This is a genomic window from Pelotomaculum sp. PtaB.Bin117, from assembly GCF_002067195.1.
In the GTDB taxonomy this organism is placed as follows: domain Bacteria; phylum Bacillota; class Desulfotomaculia; order Desulfotomaculales; family Pelotomaculaceae; genus Pelotomaculum_D; species Pelotomaculum_D terephthalicicum.
Genome location: NZ_MVQM01000154.1, coordinates 1 through 6,339, shown reverse-complemented (window position 1 = coordinate 6,339; position 6,339 = coordinate 1). Strand labels below are relative to the sequence as shown.

Sequence of the window (6,339 nt, the reverse complement as noted above, 5' to 3'; positions counted from 1 at the left end):
GGAAGATAGTTATATCGACCGGACCGAAACGCGGGGGGAATAAAGGAGGGATGTACTGAGTTGCAGTACACCTCGGGTAAAGGGTAGACAGATTCCAAAGTGGAATCGTGATTGTCTGCCCTTTATCCTGTTCTGTTAGAGGGGGTCAGGCTTTACTTTGTGACTTATAGAAAGTCACAAAGTAAAGCCTGACCCCCTGAAAAAAGAGTAGAAATAAAATGGAGAATATAGTATAGTAATAATAGTATGTTTAGATAAATAATAAACATTCTGAGAAAGGGGAATACAGAGACCTTGAAGTTTTCGACACGAGCGCGGTATGGTTTGCGCGCGATGGTGGATCTGGCACAAAATTATGCCCCCAACGAACCTATTCCCCTCATCCGGGTAGCGGAAAGGGAGGAAATATCCGAGGGTTATTTGGAGCAGTTGGTAACCTTCCTGCGCAAGGGGGGACTGGTTCGGAGCGTACGGGGCGCCCAGGGTGGTTATCTACTCACCCGGGAGCCCTCTAGGATTACCGTTGGTGAAGTAATTAGATGCCTGGAAGGGCCTCTGGGGCCGACTGGTTGTGTTAGCGAAGACGATCCGGAATCATGTATGCGCGCCGAAACCTGTGCGACAAGAATAATATGGGAAAGAATCAGGGAATCCATAGCGCATGTGCTGGACAGCACCACGTTGGAAGACCTGTGCATGGAAGCTGAGAAGATACGTCTGTCGCGGGAAGCAAGTATGTACTATATTTAGTACTATATTTTAGTGATATTATTTCAAATGGAATAATCGGATGCCGGTGTAAATAAGTATAAAAATTAAGTAAGTATAAAAAGGTTTAATAGTGGTTCTATTACCAGTAAAGCAATTGATTAAATTATGTATAGAGAGGATACTGTTATGCTCAGCGGACTTAAAAAATATATATTAAGTATTATGAGGCGCGACCCCGCAGCCAAGTCTGCGCTTGAGGTAATTCTTTGTTACCCGGGCTTTCACGCTGTGGTCATGCACCGGGTGGCGCATTTTTTTTACAGGCGTGGTTGGTATTTAACGGCCAGGTTGATATCTCAGTTTTCCCGTTTTCTGACCGCTATCGAAATTCACCCCGGAGCGAAAATTGGCGAAGGTTTGTTTATCGACCACGGAGGGGGAGTTGTGATCGGTGAGACTGCCGAGATAGGTAAAAATGTGACTATTTATCAGGGGGTAACCCTGGGTGGTACCGGTAAAGAAAAGGAAAAGAGACACCCCACCATTGGTGATAATGTCGTGATTAGTACCGGGGCCAAGGTGCTCGGTTCGTTTACCGTAGGAGAAAACTCCAGGATTGGGGCCGGCTCGGTTGTTTTAAGAGCTGTTCCGCCGAACAGCACGGTGGTGGGTGTGCCCGGCAAAGTTGTCGCCCGGAACGGCCAGAAATTGGCGCTAACAGATGAAGCTGATATTGATTTGCGGCACGATCTGCTTCCCGACCCGGTAGCGGAAATGATGTCGAATATGCAGGCGAATATTGAGTTGCTTGAAGAACGAGTTAGAATGCTGGAGAACAAGCATTAATTGTATAAATACTCCCGGGTCAGGGGCAGGTTGTTATTTAACCCATTGGAGATTAGAATCTGGTGAATATCCAGGCCGCTGACCCGGAAAGAAGCGGCGCAGGAACGCAGGTACAGGCGCCACATCCGGACAAAACGCTCATCGTACATTTCCCGTATTTTACCGGTATGTTTTTCAAATCCTTCCGCCCAGCGCTCCAGGGTCATGGCGTAGTGCATCCGCAAACTTTCTATATCTAAAACATGAAAATCATAGTCGGGCAGCAGCCAGATCACTTCGCGCAAAGACGGGATATAACCCCCGGGGAAAATATGTTTTTTTATCCAGCCGTTCACCGGCCCTTCCTTGGTATGCGTAATGGTATGAAGTAAGGCTAAGCCGCCCTCCTTCAGGAGCTTTTTCAATGTCATCATGAACTGGGGATAGTTGGCCCGGCCAACATGTTCGAACATCCCAATGCTGGCGATTTTATCGAAAACGAGCCCTTTGCCCGCCAGTTGCCGGTAATCCATCAACTCAACTTCCACCTGATCTTTTAGACCCAGTTCCGCGATACGGCGCTGGGTTTCCTGATGCTGTTCACGGCTCAGAGTAATTCCTACCGCTTTTGCCCCGTAAACCTGGGCGGCGCGGAGAATCAGCCATCCCCAGCCGCTGCCGATGTCAAGAAGAATTTCCCCGGGGCGCAACTGCAGCTTTTTCAGCACGTGGTCAATCTTTTGAATTTGGGCTTGGGTCAGGGAGTCTTCGGCTTTTTGGAAATAAGCGCAGGAATAACTCATGGTCTCGTCCAGCCAGAGGGAGAAAAAGTCATTGCCCAAATCGTAATGATGTTGAATGTTTTCCTTCTGTTCGCGTAAAGATGTAGAATGCGGGCGGTGTGAAAAAATTTTGGCCAGGAGACGCCGGCCCCGGTTTTTTTCATTTAACTTCATACTGGAGCTGACTAGCTTGATGATATCGTCCAGTTCACCGGTAATATCAATCAAACCGTCCATGTAAGCCTCGCCAAACGCTAATACCGGGTCTTTGAGTATTTGCTTGTACGGTATTTTTTCGTGAAAAATCACTTTAACCGGAGGAGTATCGCCGCCGTATTGTTCAGTCGTGCCGTCCCAATAGGATACTTCAAAAGCGCCGCATTTAACCTGGTTAAATAAATTTTGGAGCAATCGCTTTAGCATGAAACTGTCACCTTCCGTTGTCTGTAACAGTTTTAGGTTCTCCGCTGTTTATAACCTTTATGTATCCTTTGAAGGAGTGAGGATAAAATTTTGAATTGCCTCAAAATATTGCCTTAAGCCCACGTACATTATGTCGTTATGGCCCGCGTTAGGGATGGTAACCAGCTTCTTGCGGGCTGTTCCTAAGTTTTCGTATAAGTCTAGGGCTTCTTCATATGGAACAATGCAGTCGTCCTGCCCATGGATGACCAGAACGGGTATGGAAATGTTTTTAACCAAGTCCAGGCATTCCTGATCAAGCTGGTGCAGGGTAACTTCCCTGGGGAAATGGTCAAGGTGTTTCATGACTTTGACCACGTTGGCGAAACCGCTTTCGACAATCATACCCTTGATTAAACCGGGGTATTCGTTAGCCAGCTCCAGGGCGGAAATGCTGCCTAAAGACCTGCCCATAATCCATAATTCTTGCTGAAAGCCACGGTTGGACAGTTCGCTTGTGACAGCTTTAAATATGGATTTAGCGTCATTGCATGCGTTGGTAAAAGAAGGGGTGCCTCCGCTGGCGCCATATCCGCGGTAGTCCGCCACTACTATGTTCAGCCCTAGATCGTTGTACGCAGGCGCGATTTCGTCGTAGTCGCTGACCACTTCCCCGTTGCCGTGAAAGTATAAAATCCAGGGCTGGTTGACGCCGCCGGTGTAAAAGCGGATTGATACGGAAATATCTTTATCCACAAGCACGTCCAGATCAAAAGCGTTTTCCGGGCACGGGCTAAAATCTTTACGCGGATAGAAAATTAAATTTAATATCGGAGGCAAATCAATCACTGTGTAATCCGGCATATTTCCCAACTCCCAATAATGTTAATTTATACTGGTATTATTAAATTCATAGTACTAAAATATAACGAGGAATTCAAGGGCTAATCGAATGAATAGCCAATTTTTCACGATGTTGGTATAATATTCATTAAGCAATACCGGTTAAGGAGATGAAAAGTCTGAAACGATGAGCTATGTTAGTACAGATTAAAAAAGAGTATAGTAAACAAACCATCCAGAAGACGGTCTTTGAAAAAGTAAATAAAGAGATTAAAGAAAGGAATTAAACTGTAATTACAGAATATCCGTGTCTTTGAGCCAATATAACGGCTTGCTCTACAGTGATCCGGCGGGTCCGGGGCATGACTTCCACTCTTTTGTAAAGCACTGGATTGTAAGGTTCACCATTTTTCAGTATATGGTATATGGCGGTAAGCAGCATACGGGCGACTGCTATAATAGCACGCTTATGACCACGTCGTTTCTTGATGGATAAATAGCGACCTTTGATTTCAGGGTGTTTATCACTTTTAACAACAGCGTTGGCGCACTGTACCAAAAGTGGTTTGATGTAAACACCGGCACGGGAAATACGGACAGAATGTTTCTTGCCGGCACTCTCGTCGTTTTGAGGAGTCACACCTGCCCAGGAACATAAGTGTTTGGCTGTCGGGAACACAGACATATCAACGCCGATCTCTGAAATAATTCCGATAGCAGAGAAAAGATTCTTGATACCTGGAACAGTCAACACCAAAGATAGTTCCTTAGCAAAAGGCTCCGCCAGCGAAAGAATCAAGGATTCAAGATTGGACTTGCACTTTTCCAATTCGTCATAATGCTTCAGGATAATATTCATTTTTTGGCGTTGTTCAGGAGTAATGATCCCGTCGAGGGCAAGCCGGATATTATCTGCTTTATGCATCATAGAGCCATGAAGAAGCGGAATAAAATCGAAATCCTTGTCATCAGGATTTTCAAGCAAGTAGTCAATAATGTTCATTGAACTCTTACCGAAAGTATCAGATACCACGTTGGCGAGCTGAATATTTGATACAGTAAGACAATTTTGAATCCGGTTTTTCTCGCTGGACTTAAAGTTTGTAAGCTTAAAACGGTAACGCATCAAGTCACGCAATTGACGAATAAGAAGAGACGGCATAAAACTTCCGGCAACCAGATCGTGCTTGAACAAGTCCGCAATCCATTTAGCATCTTTTTTATCTGTCTTTTTACCGCGAATGGCTTTGACATACTTGGGATGGGCTAAGGTTATTTTACAGGTGGGTTCTAAAATGTTATAGACAGGGATCCAATACTTGCCAGTAGACTCCATGCAAACCTGGGTGCAGGAATTGGACGTAAGCCACGCTGAGATTCTTCGCAGATCATTGGTATAGGTGGAAAAGCGGCTGGATTTGTAAGTGGTAACTCCTTGGTTGTTGGTAGTGGCAATGCAGGCAACAAGAAACCTCTTGTGAACATCAATGCCGCAACAAATGGGATAAATGATTTTTAACATTAAATCTCCCTTCTTCAAAATAGATTATTGAGAAAAACAGGCATTGACTGACTGCCCAGCAATAAACGAGTTGTTTATACAAAGATAAGTCTACGTGCTCTTGCGTCACACTTATTTGTGCTCGGTAAGGCAATCTACACATATAACAATGCGGTCTACTTCCAAAGGAGCAGCGCACTCACCTCCCCGTGATTTGTAGTTGCCTGTAATCCCAACAAGATAGTTTTAAAATAGAAAAAGCTCAAGGGCAACGGTTTCATCCCGTTTTGTGCCTTGAGCGAAGCGAAAGGAATGATTGATAACAATGAGAAAAATAAAAACGACATTGGATAATAACGGCTTGCTACTGGAAGCCTGTCTGGATATGCCGGACATAAGTGGCGGCCCATGTCCGGGGGTGGTGCTTTGCCATCCCGACCCGCGTTACGGTGGCGACATGAGCAATAATATAATCATGGCGGTTAGTTGGGCGCTTACCGAGAAGGGAATCGCCGGCATGCGCTACAATTCCCGCGGTGTCGGCCGGAGCCAGGGGTTTTTTGGCGGAGGCGTACCGGAGCAGGACGATGCCCGGTCTGCGTTGTCTTTTCTTGTTCAACAAGAAGAAATCGACTCCGGCCGGGTCGGCATCATGGGTTACTCATTTGGTGGAAAAATAGCTTTGCCGGTGGGCGGCGGCAGCGACGCAATCAAAGCAATCGCCGGTGTGTCTCCGGTTATTCCGCCGGGTGTTCTGACTGACTGCGTGAAGCCGAAATTAATTATCTGCGGCTCGGAAGACGATGTTGTTTCTCCTAACCTGGTTTTGCAGGAAGCCGCTAAAATGAGCGAGCCAAAGACCGTTGAGGTGATTCCCGGCGTTGACCATTTTTGGTGGGGTGATGAGGAGAAAATAGCAGTTCTGGTGGCGGAATTTTTTGTCAACGCGCTGGGCTGAGCCGACTGACGGCGGCTTTTTAGATCTTATTGATCCCGATAAAAATCAAGAATACCCCGAGTATGACTGTTGCCATGCCGGCCGGAGATATTTTTCCGGCGAGGCCGATCAAGCCAAGGCTGGTTACGGCGATTAACACCGTGGGACCCACCAGTGCCAGCGCGGCATTAATTTTAAATGCGGTTTCCACCTGCCCGTACTTCAGCATGAGCATGGCCGCCGTAAATTCGATAGTGGCGGACAGCACCCTGATGCCCGCCATGCCGAAAACGATTTTATCCGTGATAAAAAACAGTATCTTCACCTCCACCGTAGTG

The 6,339-nt window shown here is 46.4% G+C and carries 7 protein-coding genes; 3 read left to right on the top strand and 4 right to left on the bottom strand.

The window, feature by feature from the left end; translation table 11 throughout:
* Positions 1-294: 294 nt before the first annotated feature.
* Both A4E54_RS11495 and cysE read left to right on the top strand, forming a co-directional pair.
* A complete protein-coding gene (locus A4E54_RS11495) occupies positions 295-750 on the top strand; it encodes an RrF2 family transcriptional regulator (protein ID WP_286726188.1) in 456 nt (151 codons plus the stop codon).
* A gap of 147 nt (positions 751-897) precedes the next feature.
* Positions 898-1,557, top strand: a complete 660-nt coding sequence (gene cysE, locus A4E54_RS11490) for a serine O-acetyltransferase (protein WP_240084867.1) — start codon at positions 898-900, stop codon at positions 1,555-1,557.
* Here cysE and A4E54_RS11485 read toward each other — a convergent pair.
* The 3 genes from A4E54_RS11485 to A4E54_RS11475 all read right to left on the bottom strand — a co-directional run bounded on the left by A4E54_RS11485 (position 1,554) and on the right by A4E54_RS11475 (position 5,085).
* Positions 1,554-2,741: an SAM-dependent methyltransferase gene (locus tag A4E54_RS11485; protein WP_286726187.1), complete on the bottom strand. Its 1,188-nt coding sequence runs from the start codon at positions 2,739-2,741 to the stop codon at positions 1,554-1,556. The genes cysE and A4E54_RS11485 overlap by 4 nt on opposite strands.
* 57 nt (positions 2,742-2,798) lie before the next feature.
* The gene (locus tag A4E54_RS11480; protein WP_286726186.1) at positions 2,799-3,584 is read right to left on the bottom strand and encodes an alpha/beta hydrolase; all 786 of its coding nucleotides are present in this window, start codon (positions 3,582-3,584) and stop codon (positions 2,799-2,801) included.
* 262 nt (positions 3,585-3,846) lie between these two features.
* Positions 3,847-5,085, bottom strand: a complete 1,239-nt coding sequence (locus A4E54_RS11475) for an IS110 family RNA-guided transposase (RefSeq protein WP_240084870.1) — start codon at positions 5,083-5,085, stop codon at positions 3,847-3,849.
* Positions 5,086-5,389: 304 nt separating this feature from the next.
* Between A4E54_RS11475 and A4E54_RS11470 the strand changes: the two genes are divergently transcribed.
* Complete coding sequence (locus A4E54_RS11470; RefSeq protein WP_286726185.1) at positions 5,390-6,022, top strand: alpha/beta hydrolase; 633 nt, start codon at positions 5,390-5,392, stop codon at positions 6,020-6,022.
* A gap of 19 nt (positions 6,023-6,041) precedes the next feature.
* Here the strand turns inward: A4E54_RS11470 and A4E54_RS11465 are convergent, their stop codons facing one another.
* Positions 6,042-6,317, bottom strand: a complete 276-nt coding sequence (locus A4E54_RS11465; protein WP_240084884.1) for a YqhV family protein — start codon at positions 6,315-6,317, stop codon at positions 6,042-6,044.
* Positions 6,318-6,339: the final 22 nt, after the last annotated feature.